Here is a 20394-nt window from a genome sequence, read left to right as displayed (position 1 = left end):
ACAAAATGTAAAATATCGGGCGTTTTCACTGTTTTAGTAACGTCTAAAAACAATTAATGAATTTGCGATCAGTGTAAGATCGCGCGCTATGCTGACCTTTTCCATTGCGCAATGGCAGGGTTGGACATCGGGTATGCAAGACGCGAGCAGCTGGTCGTACTGGGCTGAACATCCTTATTGTCCCGTTGGAGAACCCAGCCCGCCGCGCCTCGAATTCCTGCCCCCGATGCAGCGCCGCCGCCTCAGCCCGATGGCGCGCGCGGTGTTCGAATGCGCCTGGCCGGTCGCCCAAGGCCAGCCACCCATGCCGCTGGTCTACGCCTCGCGCCATGGCGAAACCACCCGCAATTTCGGCCTGCTGCAATCGCTGGCCGCCGGCGAACCGCTGTCGCCCACCGCGTTCGGCCTGTCGGTGCACAACGCCCTGGCCGGCCAGTGGTCGATCATACGCCGCGAAACCACCGAATCGATCGCGCTCTCGGCCGAGGACGACGGTCTGGAGCACGCCTTCCTGGAAGCGGGGCTGCTGCTGGCCGAAGGCCACGACAACGTGCTGGTGGTGCTGGCCGAGGAGCGGCCGCCCGCGCCCTACTCGCCCTGGATCGACGACGTGCCCTTTTCCTACGCGGCGGCGTTCCGCCTGCGCGCCGGCGCCGACTGGCGGCTCGAGACCTCCCCTGGCGCCGGCGCCGCGCCGCGGCCCTGGCCCAACGCGCTGAACCTGTTGCGTCACCTGAACCTGCAAACGCCCAGCTGGCGGCATGCCAACCACGCCCGCCAATGGCTCTGGACCCGCTCGGCATGACCCCTTCCAGCCCCCCCTCCGCCGCCCCCCCGCCCCGCCAGGATTTCTGGCTGTGGCGCCTGGTCGCCACCGGCATGGCCTTCACCATGTTCGGCGTCGGCGGGCTGCTGCTGCGCCTGCTGGTGTTCCCGCCGCAGCGCCTGATTCCCGGCAATGCCGCCGACCGCCAGCGCCGCGCGCGCTGGGCGCTGAACCGCACCTTCCGCTTCTTCATCCGCTTCATGGTGCGCGTCGGCATCCTCACGGTGGATTTCAAGGGCGCCGAACGCCTGGGCCGGCCCGGCCAGATGATCCTGGCCAACCACCCGTCACTGCTGGACGTGGTGTTCCTGGTGGGCCACGTCAAGAACGCCAACTGCATCGTCAAGCACGGCCTGGCGCGCAATCCGTTCACGCGCGGGCCGGTCAGCAACGCCGCCTACATCACCAACGATGAAAGCTTCGACATGTTCGATCGCGCCGCCGACGTGCTGCGCAACGGCGAAACCCTGATCGTGTTCCCGGAAGGCACGCGCACCCCCCAGGACAGCCTGCCGCGCTTTCATCGCGGCGCCTGCGCCATTGCGCTGCGCGGCGCCCGGGTGGTGACCCCGGTGGTCATCCGCATGAACCCGCGCAGCCTGACCAAAGGCGAGCCCTGGTACCGCATTCCGCCGTGCCGCATGCGCTACGTGATCCAGGTCGGCGAGGACATCGATCCCGCCACATGGTCCAATGCGCACCCGCTGCCGATTGCCGGCCGCCGCATGAACGATTACCTGCATGCCTATTTCGATGCCGAGCTGACGCGCCACGCGCCGGCCGGCGCCCCGGCGCCCGCCGCCGGCCCCGACAACGAACAAGCGCGAATCGCGCCGCAAGTGGAGTCCAAGCTGGATGAATCAACTGGAAACTGAGCTCAAGACGCTCGTCATCGAATCCCTGGGCCTGGAAGACATCGCCCCCGACGACATCGATCGCGAGGCCAGCCTGTTCGGCGACGGACTGGGCCTGGACTCGGTCGACGCCCTGGAACTCGGCCTGGCGCTGCAAAAGCGCTATGGCATCGCCATCGACCCCGAAACGCGCAACATGCGCGAGCACTTCGCCAGCATCGCCAACCTGGCCGAATTTGTCGCGGCCCAGCGCCGCAACTGAGGCAATGGAGTTGACCATGCAGACCCGCGATGAAATCTTCAATACGCTGCGCGACACGCTGAGCGAATTGTTCGAGATCGAGCCCGAACGCATCACCCCCGAGGCCAACCTCTACACCGACCTGGAAATCGACAGCATCGACGCCATCGACCTGATCGACCACGTGCGCCGCCAGACCGGGCGCAAGCTCGACGCCAACGATTTCCGCAGCGTGCGCACCGTCGAAGACGTGGTGCAGGCCATGTGCCAGAAGCAGCAGGACGCCGGCGCATGAAACGCGGCCTGGCGCCCGCGCTGGCCGTGGCCGGCCTGGCCTACCCCTTCGTCGTGTACGCGACGCTGGGCCGGGTCAGCGCGGCCTGGCTGGCGCTGCCGCTGGCCGTGCTGTGGCTGGCCCGCGGGCTGGCCGGCCGCGACACGCAGCCCGGCGCGCGCCTGCTGCCGCTGGCCGCGGTGGCGTTCTGCCTGGTGCTGGCTGTCTCCAATTCAAGCGAGTGGCTGCGCTGGTACCCCGTGATGGTCAACGCCATGCTGCTGGCCATCTTCGGCGCCAGCCTGCGGCGCGGCCGCCCCGTGGTCGAACGGCTGGCGCGCCTGCGCCACCCCGACCTGCCGGCCGCCGGCGTGCGCTACACGCGCAACGTCACGCGCGTCTGGTGCGGCTTCTTCGCCGTCAACGGCGCCGTCGCGGCGGCGCTGGCCGCGTGGGGCCCCTGGAGCTGGTGGACCGCCTACAACGGCGCCATCAGCTACGCGCTGATGGGCCTGTTGACGGGCGGCGAATGGCTGCTGCGGCCGGCCGCGGCAAAGGCGGCCTGAGCGGTGACCTGGACAGACCTGACGCATCTGCTGCTGCCGCGCGCCGCGGGCGCCAACGACGCGCCCGTCGCCGTCGAGCCCGCACTGGCGCACGCCGATTTCGCCGCGCACTGCCTGGCCGCCGCCGGCGCGCTCCAGGCGCGCGCCACTCGCCGCGCCGCGCTCTGGTTCGACGACGCCGCCGCGCTCGCCATCGCCCTGTTTGCCTGCTGGCGCGCCGGCGTGACCGCGATCCTACCAGGCGACGCGCGCCCCGACACCTGCGCCCTGCTCGACCCCGACGTCGACGCCTGGCTCTCCGACACCGACCTGCCGCCCACCGCCCGCCCGCGCTGGCGCCTGGAAGCGCTGCGCGACGCGCCGCCGCTGGCGCCCGCGGCGCTCGATCCGGACCAGGCGCTGGTGCTGTGCACATCCGGCTCCAGCGGCACGCCCAAGCGCATCGCCAAGCGCTGGGGCCAGTTGGCGCGCGAGGTCCAGGCCCTGCAGGCGCAATGGCCCGACGCCACCGGCCCGGTGCTGGGCAGCGTCTCGGCCCAACACATGTACGGCCTGCCCTTCCGCGTGCTGTGGCCGCTGTGCGCCGGCCGTGCGCTCGACCGGCGCCAGCGGCTCTACCCCGAAGACTTGCAGCAGGCCAGCCTGCGCCATCCGGCCTTCACCTGGATCGCCAGCCCGGCGCTGCTGCGCCGCCTGGGCGACCGGCTGGACTGGGCGCAACTGCGCGGCAGGCTCGGCCGCATCTATTCATCGGGCGGCGCGCTGCCGCCCGACGTGTCCGACGCCATCGCGCGCCAGCTCGGCCTGCGCCCCACCGAGATCTACGGCAGTTCCGAGACCGGCGCCGTGGCCTGGCGCGGCGGGGCCGACCCGTGGCAACCCCTGCCCGGCGTGACGGTCGGCCTGGACGCGCACGGCGCGCTGCGGGTGGATTCGCCCTGGGTCGAGGCCGCTGACGCGCAGACCGCCGACGGCGCCGAGCTGTCCGGCGGCCGCTTCCAGTTGCTGGGCCGGCAGGACCGCATCGTCAAGATCGAGGAAAAGCGCATCGCGCTGCCCATGCTGGAACAGGCGCTGGCGCGCCATGCCCATGTGGCCGAGGCCCGCGTCGGCCGCGCCGCCGGCGCCACCCGCCTGACTGCGCTGGTGGCGCTGAACCCCGCCGGCCTGCACGCGCTGCGCAACCAGGGCCGGCGCGCCGTGGTGGATGCGCTGCGCCGGCACCTGGCGGCCGGCTTCGAATCGCTGGCGATTCCGCGCGGCTGGCGGCTGGCTCGGCAGTTGCCCTGGAATAGCCAGGGCAAGATGACCCAGGCCGATTTCGAGGCGGCCGCCGGCCCGCGCCCGCTGCAGCCCATGGCCGAACCGCTGCCGGCCGCCAGCGCCGACGAGCGCCGCTACCGCATGGAAATCCCGTGCGACCTGGCCTATTTCGGCGGCCATTTCCCCACCGCCCCGGTGGTGCCCGGCGTGGCGCAGATCGGCTGGGCGCTTGCGCTGGCGCAACGCGACCTGCTGCCCGACCTGCGCTTTGCCGGCATGGAGGCGCTGAAGTTCCAGCGCCTGCTGCGTCCCGGCGACGTGGCCGAACTGGCGCTGCGCTGGGATGCCGGCAAGCGCAAGCTGTATTTCACCTACACCCTCGGTGAGGCGCCCTGCTCATCCGGACGCGTGCTGCACGGAGACCGCCATGACGCCGCATAGGCTGTGCGCGGTCATCCCCGTCTACAACCACGGCGCCACCGTGGCCGCGGTGCATGCGCGGCTGGCGGCCCTGGGCCTGCCCTGCGTGCTGGTCGACGACGGCTCGGCCGCCGATTGCGCCGCCGTCCTGGACAGGCTGGCGGCGCTGCCGCATACGCACCTGGTGCGTCGCGCCGCCAACGGCGGCAAGGGCGCGGCGGTGCAGGACGGGCTGCGCGCCGCGCGCGACCTGGGCTACAGCCACGCGCTGCAGGTGGACGCCGACGGCCAGCATGCCCTGGATGACGCCGCCAGCTTCGCGCAGGCCTCGCGGGCGCGGCCCGACGCGGTCATCTGCGGCGCGCCGCTGTACGGCGACGACGTGCCGCGCAGCCGCCTCTACGGCCGCTGGCTGACGCGCGTGTGGGTCTGGATCAACACCCTGTCGCTCGACATTCCGGACGCCATGTGCGGCTTTCGCGTCTATCCGCTCGCCCCCGTGCTGCGGGTGATCGACACCACGCAGGTCGGCCGCCGCATGGACTTCGACATCGCCATCCTGGTGCGCCTGCACTGGCGCGGCGTGCCCATGGCCTGGCTGCCCACGCGCGTGGTCTACCCGGAAGGCGGCGTCTCGCACTTCAAGGCCCTGCGCGACAACCTGCTGATCAGCCGCATGCACGCGCGCCTGTTCTTCGGCATGCTGGCGCGCTCGCCGGCGCTGTTACTGCGCCGCCTCACCGCTGGCGGGCGCCCATGAGCGCGGCCGACTCCCACTGGGCCGACCAACCCGAACGCGGCAGCCCCGTGCTGATGCGACTGACCGCCTGGGCCGCGCGCCGGGTCGGCCGCCGCGCGGTGGCGCCGGTGGTGTGGCTGGTGGTCCTGTACTTCTATGCGTTCGGCCCGCGCGCCCGCCGGGCCATCGGCGCCTACCAGCGCCGCCTGGCGCGCGCCGGCGGCCCGGCCACGCCGCTGCCGCGCTCGTTCCCGGTCTACCGCCAATACCTGGCATTCGCGCAGGCGTTGCTGGACAAGCTCGACGTCTGGCAGGGCAAGATCACGCTGGCGGACCTGGACATCCACGATCCCGACGGCCTGCACGCGCAGATGGGCAGCGGCCGCGGCCAGATCCTGGTGGGCTCGCACCTCGGCAATATCGAGGTCTGCCGGGCGCTGGCGGAGCAATCCGGCCTGCTCAAGCTGAATGTGCTGGTGCACACCAAGCACGCGGCACAGTTCGGCCGCCTGCTCGACGAGGCCGGCGGCGGCCTGCGCATGATCCAGGTCAGCGAACTGGATGCCGGCGTCATGCTCGACCTGGCCCAGCGCCTGGAGCGCGGCGAATGGCTGGCCATCGCCGGCGACCGCGTGCCGCTCAAGGGCGACCGCAGCACCGAGGTGGCGCTGCTGGGCGACCTCGCGCCGCTGCCGCAAGGCCCATGGCTGCTGGCCGGCCTGCTGCGCTGCCCGGTCAATCTGCTGTTCTGCACCCGCCACGGCAAGCGCTACCGCGTGTCGATGGAACGCCTGAGCGACGGCATCGAATGGAGCCGCGCCACGCGCCAGGCGCAGATCGCGCAATGGACACAGCGCTACGCCGACCGCCTGGGCGCGCACTGCCGCCAGGCGCCGCTGCAATGGTTCAACTTCTACCCTTTCTGGAAAGACGATGCGTAAACGCGGCGCGCTTGGCGCGCAAGTCGAGATCCGCGTGCCCTTCTACGACGTCGATTCGATCAACGTCGTCTGGCACGGCCACTACGTCAAATACCTCGAAGAAGCCCGCTGCGCGCTGCTCGACAGCCTGGGCTATGGCTATGACGCAATGCGCGCCAGCGGCTATGTCTGGCCGGTGATCGACCTGCAACTGCGCTACGCGCAGGCGGCGCAGTTCGGCCAGCGCCTGGTGGTGCGCGCCGAGCTGGTCGAATGGGAAAACCGCCTCAAGATCAATTACCTGATCCGCGAGGCCGCCAGCGGCCAGCGCCTGACGCGGGCCAGTTCCGTGCAAGTGGCGGTCTGCATGCGCACCCGCGAGATGCAGCTGGCTTCGCCGGCCGTCCTGCTGGACGCGGTCCGGCGCAAGCTCGATGCCCCGGAGGACGCCGCGTGAAACGCCTGCTGATCTGCCTGGCCCTGGCCGTCCTGCCCTGGAGCGCGCGGGCCTTCAACCTCGATGACCTGCAACAGCAACTGCGCGCCACGCCGATCGTGCGCGGCCATTTCGTGCAGCAGAAATTCCTGCGCTCGCTGCCGCAGCCGCTGACCAGCCGCGGCGACTTCACCCTGGCCGCCGGCCGCGGCCTGCTGTGGCTGCTGCGCAGCCCCATCGCCCAGGACCTGCGCATCAGCGCCGACGGCATCGCCCGCCGCGGCCCCGATGGCGCCTGGCAGGCGCTGCCGCAGCACAGCGGCGCCGGCCGCGAGAACCGCCTGTTCCTGTCGGTGCTGGCCGGCGACACCAGCGGCCTGCGCGAGAACTTCGACCTGAGCCTGTCGGGCGGCCCGGACGCCTGGCAGCTGACGCTACTGCCGCGCTCGGTGCTGCTGCGCCAGATCTTCGAGAACATCCAGATCAACGGCGGCAGGCTGGTGGACCGTATCGAACTGCGCGAAGTCCAGGGCGACCGCAGCGTGCTGCAGATGGTCGATGCCGCCTCGGCCGACGCCCTGACGCCCGAGGAGCAGCGTGCCTTCGCCGACTGAACGCTGGCTGCCACGGCTGTTCAAGCTGGGGCTGCTGCTGTTGCTGGGCCTGGGCGCCTGGCAGTGCCGCGACGGCTGGCCGGTATCGGCCAACCTGATGGAGCTGGTGCCGCAGGCCCGGACCGACGCCACCCGCCAACTGGCCGAAGCGCGCATCCAGGAGCCGCTGAGCCGCCAGCTGGTGGCGCTGGTCGCCGCGCCCGCCGGCGGCGATAGCGCGGCCGCCGCGCGCCTGCTGGCCCAGCGCTGGCAGCAAAGCGGCCTGTTCGCCACGGCGCAGGTCGACGTCGACGTCGACCTGGCCGACCTGCGCGCCCGGCTGCTGGCCAACCGCCTCGCCTTGCTGCCGGCGGCGCAGCGCCAGCAGTTGCTCGATGACCCCGCCGCCTACGCGCAACGCCGCGCCCGCGAACTGGTCGACCCTTTCTCCTCTTCCAGCGTGGTGCCGGTCGACCAGGACTTGCTTGGCCTGGCGCGGCTGGCTGAACAGGCGCTGCGGCCCGGCGGCGCGGTGCAGTACGACATGGGCACCGGCACGTTGGTGGCCGAGGGCGCGGGCCGCTCCTGGGTGCTGGTGCGCGCCACCACCCGCGATGACGCCTTCGACAGCGACGCGCCGGCGCGCGTGGCCGAGCAGATCGACGCCGATCGCCGGGCCCTGGCCGCCAGCGGCGCGGACCTGCTGGTGGCCGGCGGCGCCCTCTACGCGGCGGCAGGCCGCGCCCAGGCGGTCGCCGAGAGCGGCTGGATCGGCGGAATCGCCATGGCTGGCATCGTGCTGGTGCTGCTCCTGGCGCTGCGCCGCTGGCGCGCGCTGCTGGCGCTGGCGCCAGTGGCCGTGGGCCTTCTGGCCGGCACGGTCGCCTGCGTCGCGGTGTTCGGCTCCATCCACGTGCTGACGCTGGTGATCGGCGCCAGCCTGATCGGCGTCGCGGTCGACTTTCCGATGCACTGGCTGGGCAAGAGTTACGGCATGCCGGACTGGCGCGCCTGGCCCGCCCTGCGCCGCGTGCTGCCGGGCCTGACCATCAGCCTGGCGGCCAGCCTGGTCGGCTACGTGGCGCTGGCGTTCACGCCCTTCCCCGCCCTGACACAGACGGCGGTGTTCTCCGCCGCCGGCCTGCTCGGCGCCTATGCCTGCACCGTCTGCCAGTTGCCAGCCTGGATGGAATATTTCCGTCCACGCCCGTGGCCGCCGCTGCTGCGATTCGCCGAGGCCGCGCTGCGCGCCCGCGAGCGTCTGGCCGGCCGCCGCGCCCTGCTGGCGGTCGGCGCCGTGCTGCTGGCGGCCATCACCGCCGGCGGCATCGGCCGCCTCGGCATCCAGGACGATCTGCGCCAATGGCTGAGCCTGCCGGCGCCGCTATTGCAACAGGCGCGCCAGATCGGCGAGATCACCGGTTTCATGCCGACCAGCCAGTTCTTCCTGGTGCGCGCACCGGACCCGGACGAACTGCTGCGCCGCCAGGCACAGGTCAGCCAGGCATTGGACGCCCAGGTCGCCACGGGCAAACTGCAGGCCTATAACGCCCTGAGCCAGCGCGTGACGCCGCAGGCCGACCAGCGCGCCCTGGCGGCGGCGCTCGGCACGCTGGCCGATCGCCCCGAGGCCTGGCGCGCCATGACCGACATCGGCCTGCCGTTCGACGCGCTGCGCCAGGAACTGCGCGCGCTGGCGGCCCTGCCGCCCGTCACCCTCGACGCCGCCATGCAGGGACAGGCCGGCGAGCGCTGGCGCCCGCTGTGGCTGGGCCAGCGCGACGGCGAGGCCGCCGGCATGATCACGCTGCTGGGCCTGCGCGACCCCGCCGCCCTGGCCGCCATCGCCCAGGCCGCGCCCGGCGTCACGCTGGTCGACCGCAGCGGCGAACTGAACCGCATGTTCAGCGCCACCCGCGTCGAGGCCGCCGAACTCAAGCTGCTGTCGTATCTGGTGGCGGCGGCGCTGCTGTGCCTGACGCTGGGACGCGCCGCCGCCTGGCGCATCCTGGCGGTGCCGCTGGCGGCCACCGCGTGCAGCCTGGCGGCGCTGGGCTACCTGGGCCAGCCGCTGACCCTGTTCAGCCTGTTCGGCCTGTTGCTGGTCTCGGCCATCGGCGTGGACTACGCCATCTTCATGTATGAGCGGGTCGCCGGCGCGGCCGCCAGCCTGGTGGGCATCGTGCTGGGCGCGCTCACCACCCTGCTGTCTTTCGGCCTGCTGGCCGTCAGCCAGACGCCGGCCATCGCCAACTTTGGCCTGGCGGTGGCGCTGGGCGTGGGCTTTTCCCTGTTGTGGGCGCCGTGGATCCGGCCGCCCCGCCAGGCCTGATTTTTTGTCTTGCCATTGATCAATACGAGGAAGCATCCAGCATGGAACATCGGGAAGTCGTCGTCATCGGAGCGGGCCCGGCCGGAGCCGTCGCCGCCGCGCTGCTCAAGCGCCAGGGGCACGATGTGCTGGTGCTGGAACGGCAGCAGTTCCCGCGCTTCTCGATCGGCGAAAGCCTGCTGGCCCATTGCCTGGAATTCATCGAAGAGGCCGGCATGATGCCGGCGGTGCGGGCCGCCGGCTTCCAGACCAAGAACGGCGCCGCCTTCGCGCGCGGCGACCAATACACCTACTTCGACTTCCGCGACAAGTTCAGCCCCGGCCCCGGCAGCACCTTCCAGGTGCAGCGCGCCCGCTTCGACAAGGTGCTGGCCGACGACGCCGCGCGTCAGGGGGTGGAGGTGCGCTACCAGCAGGAAGTCATCGCCGCCGATTTCACCGGCGCGGACGGCCCCTTGCTCACGGTGCGCGGCCCGCAGGGCCAGCCCTACCAGGTGCGCGGCAGGTTCGTGCTGGACGCCAGCGGCTATGGCCGCGTGCTGGCGCGCCTGCTCGACCTGGAACGGCCGTCGTCGATGCCGCCGCGCAAGGCCATCTTCACCCACATCGAGGACCGCATCGACGATGCCGGCTTCGACCGCGACAAGATCCTGATCAGCGTGCACCCCGAGCAGAGCGGCATCTGGTACTGGCTGATTCCGTTCTCCAATGGCCGCAGCTCGTTCGGCGTGGTCGGCGGCCAGGACCTGTTCGGCGGCGCCGACGAAGACCTGATGACCACCCTGCGCGCCATGGCCGACGCCGCTCCCAACCTCAAGCGGGTGCTGCGCAACGCCGTCTGGGACACGCCGGCCAACACCATCGGCGGCTACTCCGCCAGCGTCACGCGGCTGCACGGGCCGGGCTACGCGCTGCTCGGCAACGCCGCCGAATTCCTGGACCCGGTGTTCTCGTCCGGCGTCACCATCGCGCTGCGCTCGTCCAAGCTGGCCGCCGATGCCCTGCACCGGCAGCTGGGCGGCGAAGCGGTCGACTGGCAACGCGATTTCGCCGACCCGCTGATGGTCGGCGTGGAAACCTTCCGCGCCTATGTGCAGGGCTGGTATAGCGGCGAATTCCAGGATGTGGTTTTCTACCAGAACGCCCAGCCGGAGATCCGCCGCATGATCAGTTCGATCCTGGCCGGCTACGCCTGGGACACCGACAACCCCTTCGTGGCCAGCCCGCAGCGCCGCCTGCGCATGCTGGGCGAACTGTGCCGCGCGCCAGCCGCCCAGGCGCAACCGGCCCGATGAGCCGCTCATGATGCCCGTCCTGCCCTCGCTCCCGCCCGCCCTGCGCGCCGCCTGCGCCGCGCTGGCGCTGGCCGTGCTGGCCGGATGCGCCAGCGCCCCGCCGGTGCCGGCGCGGCCGGCCGGCTTCGCGCTGCCGCGCCAGCTGCACGTGATCCAGTCCAGCCCTGGCCTGCCGACGCAGGACACGCTGCTAGTGGTGCAGCGCGAAGCGTCCGCCATGCGCTGGTCGCTGTTCGACCCGATGGGCGTGCCGCAGGCCCGTCAGATGCTGGAAGATGGCCGTTGGCGCAACGACGGCTTCCTGCGGCCCAACGGCCAGGCGCGGGACCTGTTCGCCGCGCTGCTGTTCGCCTGGACCCCGCAGGCCGAGCTGGACGCGGCCTATGGCGCCGGCGCCTGGCGCGCTACCCGCGCCGCCGACGGCTCGGCGCAGCGCGAGTTGCTGCAACGGGGCCTGCCGCGCTGGACCGTGCGCTGGCCGGCGGACGCGCCGGACGGCGCGCTTGAAATCCGCGACGCCGCCGGCACGGTGTGGCGCGTCGCGCCATTGAAGGAGCAACCATGACCGCCACCTGGCTGAGCCCCCCGGGCGTGGTCTGCGCGCTCGGCGCCGGCATCGATGCCGTGGCCCATGCCGCCTTTGCTGGCGACACCGCGGGCATGCGCCCGCTGGCCGGCTGGGTGGCGGACCGCGCGCTCACGCTCGGCGCCGTCGCCGCGCCGCTGCCGGCCATCCCCGAGACCTTCCCCGCGCATCATCACAGCCGCAACAACCAGCTGCTGCTGGCCGCCGCCGCCCAGATCGAGCCCCAGCTGCGCGGCGCCATCGCCCGCCACGGCGCCCACCGCGTGGCGGTGGTGCTAGGCACCAGCACCTCGGGCGTGAACGACAACGCGCCGGCGTTCCGCGCCCTGGCCGCCAGCGGCGCCTGGCCCGCCGACTACGACTACCGCCGCCAGGCGCTGTCGTCGCCGGCCGGGTTCCTGGCCGAGTGGCTGGGCGCCGCCGGCCCGGCCTACACCCTGTCCACCGCCTGCACCTCCAGCGCCCGCGCGCTGCTGTCCGCGCGCCGCCTGTTGGCGCTGGGACTGTGCGACGCGGTGGTCTGCGGCGGCGCCGATACGCTGTGCCGACTGACCATCAACGGCTTCGCCACCCTGGAAGCGGTGGACGAGGCCCTGTGCCTGCCGTTCTCGGCCAACCGCCGCGGCATCAACATCGGCGAGGCCGGCGTGCTGTTCCTGATGCAGCGCGAACCCGCCGACGCGGCCGGCGTGGCCCTGCTGGGCGGCGGCGCCAGTTCCGACGCCTGGCACATGTCGGCCCCCGAGCCGAGCGGCGCCGGCGCCCTGCAGGCCATGCGCGCCGCCTTGGACGGCGCCCGGCTCGAACCCGCCGACATCGGCTGGATCAACCTGCACGGCACCGGCACTACGCACAACGACGCCATGGAAAGCCTGGCCGTGCACACCCTGTTCCCGCAGGGCGTGCCGTGCGCGTCGACCAAGCCGCTGACCGGCCACGCGCTGGGCGCGGCCGGCGCGCTGGAAGCGGCGCTCGCCTGGATCACCCTGGCGCCCGCCAACGCCGACGGCCGGCTGTTGCCGCACGTCTGGGACGGCCAGCCCGATCCGGCCTTGCCGGCGCTGGACTTCAGTACCCCGGCGCACCGCTACGCCGCGGGCCGCCGCCGCATCGCCATGAGCAATTCCTTTGCCTTCGGCGGCAACAACGCCAGCCTGATCCTGGGGGGTGCCGCATGAGCCCATGGCCCATCGCCAGCCTGCTGCCGCACGCCGGCGACATGATTCTGATCGACGAGGTGCTGGCGCACGACGCCGACAGCCTGACGGCGCGCGCCGTGGTGCGCCCCGGCCCCTACTCCCTGCCCGACGGCGCGCTGCCGCCCTGGCTCGGCCTGGAACTGATGGCCCAGGCCGTCGGCGCCTGGGCCGGCTGCCAGGCGCGCCTGGCCGGCGCCGAGGTCAAGCTCGGCTTCCTGCTGGGCACGCGCCGCTACGACTGCCAGGTCGACGCGCTGCCGGCCGGCGCCGTCCTCTCCGTCCACGTGCAACGCGGGTTCATCGACGACAGCGGCATGAGCGTATTCGAATGCGAACTGCGCGACGGCGAACGCCAACTGGCGAGCGCCCGGCTCAACGTCTATCAACCCAAGGACCCCAACGTTTTCATCCAGGAAGATTCGCCCCAATGAGCGCCGCTCCCATTCTCGTCACCGGCTCCAGCCGCGGCATCGGCCGCGCCATCGCGCTGGCCCTGGCCGACGCCGGCCATGACCTGGTGCTGCACTGCCGCCAGCAGCGCGCCCAGGCAGAAACCGTGCAGGCCGAAGTCGCCGCCCGCGGCCGCCAGGCGCGCGTGCTGCAATTCGACGTGGCCGACCGCGCGCAATGCGCCGCCGTGCTGCAGGCCGACGTCGACGCGCACGGCGCCTATTACGGCGTCGTGCTCAACGCCGGCCTGACCCGCGACGGCGCCTTTCCCGCCCTGACCGGCGACGACTGGGACCAGGTGCTGCGCACCAACCTGGACGGCTTCTACAACGTGCTCAGCCCGCTGGCGATGCCCATGATCCGGCGCCGCGCGCCCGGCCGGGTGGTCTGCATGGCCTCGGTCTCGGGGCTGGTCGGCAATCGCGGCCAGGTCAACTACAGCGCCTCCAAGGCCGGCCTGATCGGCGCCGCCAAGGCCCTGGCGGTGGAACTGGCCAAGCGCCAGATCACCGTCAACTGCGTGGCGCCCGGCCTGATCGACACCGACATGATCGACGAGCACGTGCCGGTCGAGGAAATCCTCAAGGCCATCCCGGCCCAGCGCATGGGCCGGCCCGAGGAAGTGGCGGCCACGGTCGCCTTCCTGATGTCGCCCGGCGCCGCCTACATCACGCGCCAGGTCATCGCGGTCAACGGAGGGCTGTGCTGATGCAACGCGTCGTCATTACCGGCATGGCCGGCATCAGCGCGCTCGGTTCCGACTGGGCCACCATCGGCCAGGCCTTCGCCGACGGCCGCAGCGCCATCCGCGTCATGCCCGACTGGGCGCGCTACCAGGAGCTGAACACGCGCCTGGCCGGCCCGATCGAGGATTTCCGCGCGCCCGCGCACTGGACCCGCAAGCAGTTGCGCAGCATGGGCCGCGTCTCGCAACTGAGCGTGCGCGCCGCCGAACTGGCGCTGGACGACGCCGGCCTGCTGGGCGACCCGAGCATCCGCGATGGCCGCATGGGCGTGGCCTGCGGTTCGTCGGTGGGCAGCACCGCCGAGATCCGCGCCTTCGGCAACATGCTGCTCAACGGCGTCACCGACGACCTCAACGCCAATTCATACGTGCGCATGATGCCGCACACCACCGCGGCCAACGTCGGCATCTTCTTCGAACTGAAGGGCCGCATCATCCCCACCTCCAGCGCCTGCACTTCGGGCAGTCAGGGCATCGGCTACGCCTACGAGGCCATCCGCTACGGCCGCCAGGCCCTGATGCTGGCCGGCGGCGCCGAGGAACTGTGCCCGAGCGAAGCGCTGGTGTTCGACGCCCTGTATGCCACCAGCCAGAAGAACGACACGCCGGAACTGACGCCGCGCCCCTACGACCGCGACCGCGACGGCCTGGTCATCGGCGAAGGCGGCGGCATGCTGGTGCTGGAATCGCTGGAACACGCGCAGGCGCGCGGCGCCCGCATCCATGCGGAGATCGTCGGCTTCGGCAGCAATTCGGACGGCACCCACATCACCCGCCCCGAGGCCGCCACCATGCGCATCGCCATGGAAATGGCGCTGGCCGACGCCGGCCTGCCGCCCGAGGCCATCGGCTACGTCAACGGCCACGGCACCGCCACGGAACAAGGCGACATCGCCGAGACCCAGGCCACCCACAGCCTGTTCGGCGACCGCATGCCGATCAGCTCGCAAAAGAGCTACCTGGGCCACACCCTGGGCGCCTGCGGCGTGCTGGAGTCCTGGTTCAGCATCGAGATGCTGCGCGGCGACTGGTATGCCCCCACGCTCAACCTGCGGAACGTCGATCCGCGCTGCGGCGACCTGGACTACCTGCGCGAAGGCCGCCGCATGAGCCACGAATACGTCATGAACAACAACTTCGCCTTCGGCGGCATCAACACCTCGCTGGTGTTCCGCCGCTGGCCGTGAAGTCATTATCAACCCCTCACCTGGAACGCATCCCATGAACGTCTCCCATAAGCTGTTTGGCGCCCTGGCCTTGTCGATCGCCTGCTCGGCCCCGGCGCTGGCCGCGGACCGCACCGTCTTCCTGCCGCTGCAGCCGGCCATCGAGGCCGCCCAGGCCGCCGGCAAGATCGACGGCAGCGTCAAGTTCTACCTGGCGGGCACCGGCCCCAAGGGCAAGGTGCTGGAGGCCGGCGTGGTCACCAACCGCAAGACCAACGCCTTCGCCAAGAAAGACGCCGAGGCCTGCCTGTGGGTGGCGCAATCGGCCGTGATCGCCCTGCACGAGGCCGCCAAGAAGGCCGGCGCCAACGCCGTCACCAACATCGTCAGCTACTACCGCAAGAACGAATACAGCAGCAAGACCGACTACGAATGCCATGCCGGCGCCATGGTGGCCGGCGTCGCCCTGCGCGGCGACCTGGCCCAGGTCAAGTAAGGCGGCCACCGGGTTGGTCCACGACGGGCCGGCAGCCGCTGGCAGTCTCCAGGGGGCAGCCTATGGTTGGCCGTCCCTGGTTGGCCGTCCCTGGTTGGCCGTCCCCGGTTGGCCGTCCCCGGTTGGCCGTCCCACGGTTACACTGCCCCTTCGATGCAACACCACAAAGGTTCAACCATGAGCACCGCTACGCTCAAGACCCGCCTCTCCGACGCCGTCAAGGACGCCATGCGCGCCAAGGCCACCGAGCGTCTCGCCACCCTGCGCTTCCTGCTGGCCGCGGTGAAGCAGAAGGAAGTGGACGAACGCCGCGACCTGACCGACGCCGAAATCACCGCCATCATCGAAAAGCAGGTCAAGCAACGCCGCGAATCCATCGCCGCGTTCGAACAGGCCGGGCGCACCGAGACCGCCGAGCAGGAAAAGGCCGAACTGGTCGTGCTGCAGGAATTCCTGCCGCAAGCAGCCACGCCCGAGGAAGTGGCCGCCGCCATCGACGCCGCGCTGGCAGAAGTCGCCGCCCAGGGCGTCACCGGCGCCCCCGCCATGGGCAAGGTCATGGCCCTGCTCAAGCAGTCGCTGGCCGGCCGCGCCGACATGACCGCGCTGTCGCAGCAGGTCAAGGCCCGGCTCGCCTGAAGCCGCATCGTCCGGCGCGCAACGCGCCGGACAGCGACTCGCCCCTCGCGCCGGACGATAGCCGCCGGGACGCTAGGCTCCGGGATTCAGAACGCCCCGCCAAACAGATCCGGCTGGCGCGATTGCTCCTGCGGATCGGCAAAGTTGCTCATGCCCACGCCCGCCAGCCGGTACAGCGTCTGCGCCGGCAGGTCGACCCGCTCGCACAGCAGCCGGGCCACCGTCGCCAGCTCGGCCGCCGAGGCCGGCGGATGCGGGCTGGTCTGGCTGCGCGTCAGGATGCGGAAGCGGTCGGTCTTGAGCTTGAGCACCACCGTGCGCCCCAGCGCGCCCTTTTTCAGCGCCTGGTCCCAGACCTTGCCGGCCATGCGATCGATGGCCTCGCCGATGGCCTCCAGCCGCACGTCCTCCGAAAAAGTGGTTTCCGCCGACACCTGCTGCAAGGGCTGGTCGGTCTGCACCTCGCGCTCGTCGATGCCGCGCGCCAGCTCATACAGGCGGCGGCCGTAGCGGCCGAAGTAGTGCTCCAGTTCCTGCACGCCATGGGTGGCCAGGTCGCCCACGGTCTGGATGCCCAGCTGTTCCAGGCGCGCCTGCGTGACCTTGCCCACGCCCGGCACCTTGCGCACCGGCAGCGGCTGCAGGAACTCCAACACCTTGGACGGACGGATCACGAACTGGCCGTCCGGCTTGTTCCAGTCGGACGCGATCTTGGCCAGGAACTTGTTGGGCGCCACCCCGGCGGACGCGGTCAGGCCGGTCTCGGCGCGGATCTGCTGGCGAATCACCTGCGCCACTTCGGTGGCCGACGGCAATCCCAGTTTGTTGACGGTGACGTCCAGGTAGGCCTCATCCAGCGACAGCGGCTCGATCAGGTCGGTGTGGCGGGCGAAGATCTGGCGGATCTGGCGCGAGACCTCGCGGTAGCGGTTGAAGTCGGGCGGCACGTAGACCGCCTGCGGACAGAGCCGCTGCGCGCGCACCGCCGACATGGCCGAATGCACGCCGAAGCGGCGCGCCTCGTACGACGCCGCGCACACCACCGAGCGCGGCCCGGTCCACGCCACCACCACCGGCTGGCCGCGCAGTTCGGGGTTGTCGCGCTGTTCCACGGATGCATAGAAGGCATCCATGTCGATATGTACGATCTTGCGGCTGGCGTCGCTCATGGCGGTGGCAAAACGGGGCCCGCCTGACGCGGCAAGGCGCGCAAGCGGACGCGAAAAGTACGGTCACCGGAAAAAACGCCTCGTCTCGCGGAGCAGGACGGGCGCGCGGCGTAAAAGTGGATATTATGACCGGCAAATTCCGTCTTTCCCGTTCCCCGCTTACCCTCTTCCATGACTGCAACCGCAACCCCCGCTCCGGGCGAGTATTTCGGCCTGGCGATTCCCTTCATGAGTTTCCTGGGCCTGGTGCCCGAACAGATCGGGCCAGCCTATGCCCGCACCTCGCTGCCCTGGCGCCAGGACCTGACCAACAGCCGCGGCGACGTGCACGGCGGCACCCTGATGAGCGTGCTGGACTTCACCCTGAGCGCCGCGGCGCGCGGGTCGGCCGAGGCCACCGAAGGCATGGCCACCATCGACATGAACACCACCTTTCTGTCGCCCGCCACCGGCAACCTGGTGATCGAGGCGCGCTGCCTGCGCCGCGGCACGTCAATCGCCTTCTGTGAAGGCGACATCCGCCGCGCCGACGGCGAACTGGTGGCCCGTGCAACCGCCACTTTCAAAATCATCCGCCGCCGCCCAGGCGGCGACTGAAAGGCGCCGCGACGGGCCGGCGTTCCGCCGGCACAATCCCCCGCGGCCGGATTGCCGCGTTACTTCTGCAGATCCCGCGACGGCTTGACCGGCGGCCGGGGATCCAGCGGCATGTAGCTGGCGCATGAACTCATGCCGTAGACGATCGCATCCTGCATGGCGCGCAGCGCCGCCGCGTCCCAGGTGCCCTTGCCCCACATCACGATGCGGGTGTCGGTGGTCTTGGGGCCGGCCGCCTTCAGGTCGACGCGGGTCATTTCGTTGTCGCTGTACGGCGCCAGCACCCGCACCACGGCGGTCTGGGCGCTTTCGTCCAGGTTCGACACCACGCGGTAGGCGTTGTCGGTGCTGCGCAGGCAGGCGTTGGCCTGGCGCAGCGTGGTGGCATAGGCATCCTTGAAAGCCACGGGCGCCTTGAATTCGCTGTGCGGCGACGCGCTGTCCTGCGAAATGCCCAGCGAGCAGCCCGCCAGGCCCAAGGCCAGCGCCGATGCCGCGACCAGATTCCGAACCATGTGTTTCTCCAGATTGATAGCCGCGATTATCCCGCAAACCGGCCACCGGCATAAGTGGCCGGGACGGTTCGACACCCCGCCCGAGGCTATGGCATTATCGATCAGGAGTCCGGCGGCGCCCGCGGCCGGGTGGAATCGTCGGAGGTATGCCTTGCTCTCATTCATGAAACACACAATTCTGGCCGCCGGTATCGTCGGCGCCTCCCTGGGCGCCAGCGCCGCCGCGCAGCCGCCCCGGGCCTACCCCCTGAAAGACTTTTTCCGCAATCCGGAACGCGGCTTCTTCCGCCTGGCCGACGACGGCAAAACCCTGGGTTTCATGCAGCCCACCAGCGTCGACGGCAAGCCGCCGCGCATGAACATCTACGTCCAGGCCCTGGACGGCAGCAAGCCGGTGGGCGAACCGCGCAAGCTGACCAGCGAATCGGCCCGCGACATCAGCAATTTCTTCTGGAAGGGCCCCGACGTGGTGCTGTACCAGAAGGACTTCGGCGGCGACGAGAACTTCCACGTCCTGGCGGTGGACGCCAAGACCGGCAAGGTCACCGACCTGACCCCCTACGACGGCGTGCGCGCCAGCATCGAGGACGACCTCGAAGACGACCCCGACCACATCCTCATCAGCCACAACCAGCGCGATCCGCAGGTGTTCGACGTCTACCGCGTCAACGTGCACACCGGCGCCGGCGTGCTGGTGGCGCAGAACCCCGGCAACATCGTCGGCTGGCAGACCGACCACGCCGGCAAGGTGCGCGCCGCCGTCACCAGCGACGGCCTGAACACCACCCTGCTCTACCGCGACAACGAAGCCTCGGAGTTTCGCCCGCTGTTCACCACCGACTATCGCACCAGCGTCAGCCCGGCCTTCTTCACCTTCGACGACAAGAAGTTCTACGCCCTGTCCAATCGCGGCCGCGACAAGCTCGCGCTGGTGGTGATCGACCCGGCCAGCCCCGACAAGGAAGACGAGATCTTCACCCCGGACACGGTCGACCTGGACGCGGCCGGTTTCTCGCGCAAGCGCCGCGTGCTGACGGTCGCCTCGTACCAGACCGACAAGCCGCAATACAAGTTCTTCGACGCCGAGACCGAAACCCTGTTCAAGAAGCTGTCAGCCCAGCTCGAGGGCTACCAGTTCGCGATCCAGGGCGGCAACCGCGATGAGGACAAGTTCATCGTCGCCGCCTACAACGACCGCACGCCCGGTTCGCGCTACATCTACGACGCCCGCGCCGACACCCTCAGCAAGCTGGCCGACATCAACCCGGCCATCCCCGAGGCCGACATGTCGCGGGTGCAGCCCATCAGCTACCAGAGCCGCGACGGTCTCACCATCCATGGCTACCTGACGCTGCCGGCCGGGCGCGACCCCAAGAACCTGGCGTGCATCGTCAACCCGCACGGCGGCCCGTGGGCGCGCGACGGCTGGGGCTACAACCCCGAAGTGCAGTTCCTGGCCAACCGCGGCTTCTGCGTGCTGCAGATGAACTTCCGCGGCTCCACCGGCTACGGCCGCGCCTTCTGGGAAGCCAGCTTCGGCGAATGGGGCCTGAAGATGCAGGACGACATCACCGATGGCGTCCAATGGCTGGTCAAGCAGGGCATCGCCGATCCCAAGCGCATCGGCATCTACGGCGCCAGCTACGGCGGCTATGCCACGCTGGCCGGCGTGACCTTCACGCCCGACCTGTACGCCGCCGCCGTCGACTACGTCGGCGTGTCCAACCTGTTCACGTTCATGAAGTCGATTCCGCCCTACTGGAAGCCGATGCTGGACAAGATGCAGGACATGGTCGGCGACCCGGTGCGCGACAAGGACCGCCTGGCCGCCACCTCGCCGGCGCTGCACGCCGACCGCATCAAGACGCCGCTGTTCATCGCCCAGGGCGCCAAGGACCCGCGCGTGAACAAGGACGAGAGCGACCAGATGGTCAAGGCGCTCAAGGCGCGCGGCGTCGAAGTGGAATACATGGTCAAGGACAACGAAGGCCACGGCTTCCACAACGACGAAAACAAATTCGAGTTCTACGCGGCCATGGAGAAGTTCTTCGTCGAACACCTCAAGCCGTAGGC

At 70.5% G+C, this 20394-nt stretch carries 23 protein-coding genes; 21 read left to right on the top strand and 2 right to left on the bottom strand.

Annotated features, from left to right (window positions below; genetic code table 11):
- Nucleotides 1–133: 133 nt before the first annotated feature.
- The 19 genes from ABFG95_RS25050 (at nucleotide 134) to ABFG95_RS24960 (ending at nucleotide 16040) form a co-directional block, all read left to right on the top strand.
- The gene (locus ABFG95_RS25050; protein ID WP_278992291.1) at nucleotides 134–805 is read left to right on the top strand and encodes a beta-ketoacyl synthase chain length factor; all 672 of its coding nucleotides are present in this window, start codon (nucleotides 134–136) and stop codon (nucleotides 803–805) included.
- Nucleotides 802–1701, top strand: a complete 900-nt coding sequence (locus ABFG95_RS25045; protein ID WP_348995016.1) for a lysophospholipid acyltransferase family protein — start codon at nucleotides 802–804, stop codon at nucleotides 1699–1701. The genes ABFG95_RS25050 and ABFG95_RS25045 overlap by 4 nt, the downstream gene beginning before the upstream one ends.
- Nucleotides 1682–1942 (top strand): phosphopantetheine-binding protein, encoded by a 261-nt coding sequence (locus tag ABFG95_RS25040; protein ID WP_049074885.1) that lies wholly within the window; start codon nucleotides 1682–1684, stop codon nucleotides 1940–1942. Before ABFG95_RS25045 ends, ABFG95_RS25040 begins: the two co-directional genes overlap by 20 nt.
- 16 nt (nucleotides 1943–1958) lie before the next feature.
- Entirely contained in the window at nucleotides 1959–2216 is a 258-nt protein-coding gene (locus tag ABFG95_RS25035; protein ID WP_049077956.1) for an acyl carrier protein, read from the top strand.
- Nucleotides 2213–2761: a hypothetical protein gene (locus ABFG95_RS25030; RefSeq protein WP_348995015.1), complete on the top strand. Its 549-nt coding sequence runs from the start codon at nucleotides 2213–2215 to the stop codon at nucleotides 2759–2761. Before ABFG95_RS25035 ends, ABFG95_RS25030 begins: the two co-directional genes overlap by 4 nt.
- 3 nt (nucleotides 2762–2764) lie before the next feature.
- Nucleotides 2765–4465, top strand: coding sequence for an AMP-binding protein (locus ABFG95_RS25025; protein ID WP_348995014.1), 1701 nt, complete (start codon nucleotides 2765–2767; stop codon nucleotides 4463–4465).
- Complete coding sequence (locus ABFG95_RS25020; RefSeq protein ID WP_063583173.1) at nucleotides 4452–5204, top strand: glycosyltransferase family 2 protein; 753 nt, start codon at nucleotides 4452–4454, stop codon at nucleotides 5202–5204. Before ABFG95_RS25025 ends, ABFG95_RS25020 begins: the two co-directional genes overlap by 14 nt.
- On the top strand, nucleotides 5201–6124 hold the full coding sequence (locus tag ABFG95_RS25015; protein WP_175204732.1) for a glycosyl transferase: 924 nt from the start codon (nucleotides 5201–5203) through the stop codon (nucleotides 6122–6124). Before ABFG95_RS25020 ends, ABFG95_RS25015 begins: the two co-directional genes overlap by 4 nt.
- A complete protein-coding gene (locus ABFG95_RS25010) occupies nucleotides 6117–6560 on the top strand; it encodes an acyl-CoA thioesterase (protein ID WP_049074894.1) in 444 nt (147 codons plus the stop codon). The genes ABFG95_RS25015 and ABFG95_RS25010 overlap by 8 nt, the downstream gene beginning before the upstream one ends.
- Entirely contained in the window at nucleotides 6557–7153 is a 597-nt protein-coding gene (locus tag ABFG95_RS25005) for an outer membrane lipoprotein carrier protein LolA (RefSeq protein WP_063583174.1), read from the top strand. Before ABFG95_RS25010 ends, ABFG95_RS25005 begins: the two co-directional genes overlap by 4 nt.
- On the top strand, nucleotides 7137–9464 hold the full coding sequence (locus ABFG95_RS25000) for a hypothetical protein (RefSeq protein WP_348995013.1): 2328 nt from the start codon (nucleotides 7137–7139) through the stop codon (nucleotides 9462–9464). Before ABFG95_RS25005 ends, ABFG95_RS25000 begins: the two co-directional genes overlap by 17 nt.
- A gap of 41 nt (nucleotides 9465–9505) precedes the next feature.
- Nucleotides 9506–10759, top strand: a complete 1254-nt coding sequence (locus ABFG95_RS24995; protein WP_100505489.1) for an NAD(P)/FAD-dependent oxidoreductase — start codon at nucleotides 9506–9508, stop codon at nucleotides 10757–10759.
- A 7-nt stretch (nucleotides 10760–10766) separates the two neighbouring features.
- A complete protein-coding gene (locus ABFG95_RS24990) occupies nucleotides 10767–11324 on the top strand; it encodes a DUF3261 domain-containing protein (RefSeq protein ID WP_053086016.1) in 558 nt (185 codons plus the stop codon).
- On the top strand, nucleotides 11321–12523 hold the full coding sequence (locus ABFG95_RS24985; protein ID WP_348995012.1) for a beta-ketoacyl-ACP synthase: 1203 nt from the start codon (nucleotides 11321–11323) through the stop codon (nucleotides 12521–12523). The genes ABFG95_RS24990 and ABFG95_RS24985 overlap by 4 nt, the downstream gene beginning before the upstream one ends.
- The gene (locus ABFG95_RS24980; protein ID WP_049074906.1) at nucleotides 12520–12975 is read left to right on the top strand and encodes a hotdog family protein; all 456 of its coding nucleotides are present in this window, start codon (nucleotides 12520–12522) and stop codon (nucleotides 12973–12975) included. The genes ABFG95_RS24985 and ABFG95_RS24980 overlap by 4 nt, the downstream gene beginning before the upstream one ends.
- Nucleotides 12972–13703, top strand: a complete 732-nt coding sequence (gene fabG, locus ABFG95_RS24975; protein ID WP_348995011.1) for a 3-oxoacyl-ACP reductase FabG — start codon at nucleotides 12972–12974, stop codon at nucleotides 13701–13703. The genes ABFG95_RS24980 and fabG overlap by 4 nt, the downstream gene beginning before the upstream one ends.
- A complete protein-coding gene (locus ABFG95_RS24970) occupies nucleotides 13703–14926 on the top strand; it encodes a beta-ketoacyl-ACP synthase (protein WP_348995010.1) in 1224 nt (407 codons plus the stop codon). The genes fabG and ABFG95_RS24970 overlap by 1 nt, the downstream gene beginning before the upstream one ends.
- 34 nt (nucleotides 14927–14960) lie before the next feature.
- Nucleotides 14961–15401 carry a hypothetical protein gene (locus ABFG95_RS24965; RefSeq protein WP_049074917.1) on the top strand — a complete coding sequence of 147 codons (441 nt, stop codon included), beginning with the start codon at nucleotides 14961–14963 and terminating at the stop codon, nucleotides 15399–15401.
- A gap of 177 nt (nucleotides 15402–15578) precedes the next feature.
- Nucleotides 15579–16040 (top strand): GatB/YqeY domain-containing protein, encoded by a 462-nt coding sequence (locus ABFG95_RS24960; protein ID WP_049074920.1) that lies wholly within the window; start codon nucleotides 15579–15581, stop codon nucleotides 16038–16040.
- Nucleotides 16041–16126: 86 nt separating this feature from the next.
- On the opposite strand, the gene dinB is transcribed toward ABFG95_RS24960, so the two are convergent.
- Nucleotides 16127–17209, bottom strand: coding sequence for a DNA polymerase IV (gene dinB, locus ABFG95_RS24955; protein ID WP_063582752.1), 1083 nt, complete (start codon nucleotides 17207–17209; stop codon nucleotides 16127–16129).
- Between the two features lie 171 nt (nucleotides 17210–17380).
- Here dinB and ABFG95_RS24950 point away from each other — a divergent pair, with 171 nt between their 5' ends.
- Nucleotides 17381–17806, top strand: coding sequence for a PaaI family thioesterase (locus tag ABFG95_RS24950; protein WP_068950671.1), 426 nt, complete (start codon nucleotides 17381–17383; stop codon nucleotides 17804–17806).
- A 59-nt stretch (nucleotides 17807–17865) separates the two neighbouring features.
- Here the strand turns inward: ABFG95_RS24950 and ABFG95_RS24945 are convergent, their stop codons facing one another.
- Entirely contained in the window at nucleotides 17866–18321 is a 456-nt protein-coding gene (locus tag ABFG95_RS24945; RefSeq protein ID WP_049074924.1) for a hypothetical protein, read from the bottom strand.
- Nucleotides 18322–18472: 151 nt separating this feature from the next.
- Between ABFG95_RS24945 and ABFG95_RS24940 the strand changes: the two genes are divergently transcribed.
- Complete coding sequence (locus ABFG95_RS24940) at nucleotides 18473–20392, top strand: S9 family peptidase (RefSeq protein WP_049074925.1); 1920 nt, start codon at nucleotides 18473–18475, stop codon at nucleotides 20390–20392.
- The last annotated feature ends 2 nt before the right edge of the window (nucleotides 20393–20394 follow it).

Origin of the sequence: Achromobacter sp. HNDS-1 (assembly GCF_040084795.1) — a bacterium.
In the GTDB taxonomy this organism is placed as follows: domain Bacteria; phylum Pseudomonadota; class Gammaproteobacteria; order Burkholderiales; family Burkholderiaceae_B; genus Achromobacter; species Achromobacter ruhlandii.
This window is presented reverse-complemented; position numbering and strand designations above follow the sequence as displayed.